The organism is Oleiphilus sp. HI0128, assembly GCF_001635365.1.
This window is the reverse complement of record NZ_LWGG01001142.1, coordinates 1-1,427: the sequence shown is the minus strand read 5'-3', so window position 1 is coordinate 1,427 and position 1,427 is coordinate 1. Positions and strand designations below refer to the sequence as shown.

Below are 1,427 nucleotides of genomic sequence, written 5' to 3'. Positions count from 1 at the left end.
GACTTTATCACTTTGCTGTTTGCTTTCTTCGTTGTGATGTATTCAATTTCTTCGGTAAATGAAGGTAAATATAAAGTCCTTTCTGAGAGTTTGGAAGGGGTCTTTAACGCTCCCGCGAAAACCATAAAGCCAATTCAGGTTGGAGATATAAGTCCTCGCTCTACCTCTCCGGATTCACGTGAAATTTTTATCCAACCAATGATCGGTGAGTCATCACCACCCCCTGATCAACGAAAGAAAAAGAAGGAACCTAGCAAAGAAGACCTCCAACTCGAAATGATAGCAGGGGAGTTTGAAGATAACTTTGAAGACTTGATATTCGAGGAAAAGGTAAGCGTTCAGAAGAAAGACGATTGGATCGAGATCTCGTTGGATGATACGGTTGTTTTTCAAAGCGGCGGTGTGGAGCCTGTTGATGATGCTTTGCCAATTATTGAAAAAATTGCAGGTATTATGAACCAGCACGATAACGCTATGCTGGTAGAGGGGCATACTGATAATGTTCCTATTCGAAGCCCTGTATTCCCATCTAATTGGGAGCTCTCTGCAGCGCGAGCAGCCACAGTTGTTAGATACCTCGCACTGGAGGGGGTGTCGCCTTCTCGCATGGGCGCGATGGGTTACGGAGAGTTTCAACCTGCTGCTAGGAATGATACGGCAGCTGGAAAAAGCAAAAACCGCCGCGTTGTTCTATTAATTTCCAAAAGTCAGGATATTCGTCAGGGCTTAATGAAGTAAGTCTCGTAGCTCATTCATTTATAAAGAAATATTTTCTAAGTATTTACCTTTCAATACTGTGCCGATGGCACGATTTGTGCTCTGTACACTATTAAGATTATTAGTGACGTAAATTCGGCAACTTTATGCCATTTCCGTTGTTCATTTGTTCAAGCGATACAGAATTAGCAAGTATCCCTAGCAGGATATTCTAGCCAGCTAGGCTAAATGGTATGCTTGAGCAAAGCTAAAATATAATTTTTCAGAGGTGACGCGGTGAGAATCTGGGGTATTGCCAATCAGAAAGGCGGGGTCGGTAAAACGACTAGTGTAGTAACGCTAGGCGGGTTGTTGGCACAAGAAGGCAAAAGAGTGTTGGTTATGGATCTTGATCCGCATGGGTCTTTAACCAGTTATTTTGGTTACGACCCGGATACGATTGAGCAAAGTGCGTTCGACTTGTTTATGCATCAGGGTAAGGTTCCTGATGGTCTTCCTGAACAACTGATTACTGACACTTCTTGCCCGGGTCTGGATTTAATGCCTGCTTCAACGGCTTTAGCGACGCTTGAACGTAGAATGGTTGGCGTTGAAGGTATGGGGCTGATCATTTCGAAAACGCTGGCAATGTTGTGGGATCAATATGACTACGTCTTGATCGATAATTCGCCTTCATTGGGTGTACTAATGATCAACTCTCTTGCTGCGAG

At 43.8% G+C, this 1,427-nt stretch carries 2 protein-coding genes; both read left to right on the top strand.

The genetic code is table 11. The features are described 5' to 3' along the window. A partial coding sequence (locus tag A3763_RS19385) for an OmpA family protein (RefSeq protein ID WP_082880520.1) occupies positions 1-738 on the top strand: 738 nt, incomplete at its 5' end. Between the two features lie 255 nt (positions 739-993). Beyond that, the coding region (locus A3763_RS19380; RefSeq protein ID WP_156495189.1) for a ParA family protein at positions 994-1,427 on the top strand (434 nt) is incomplete at its 3' end.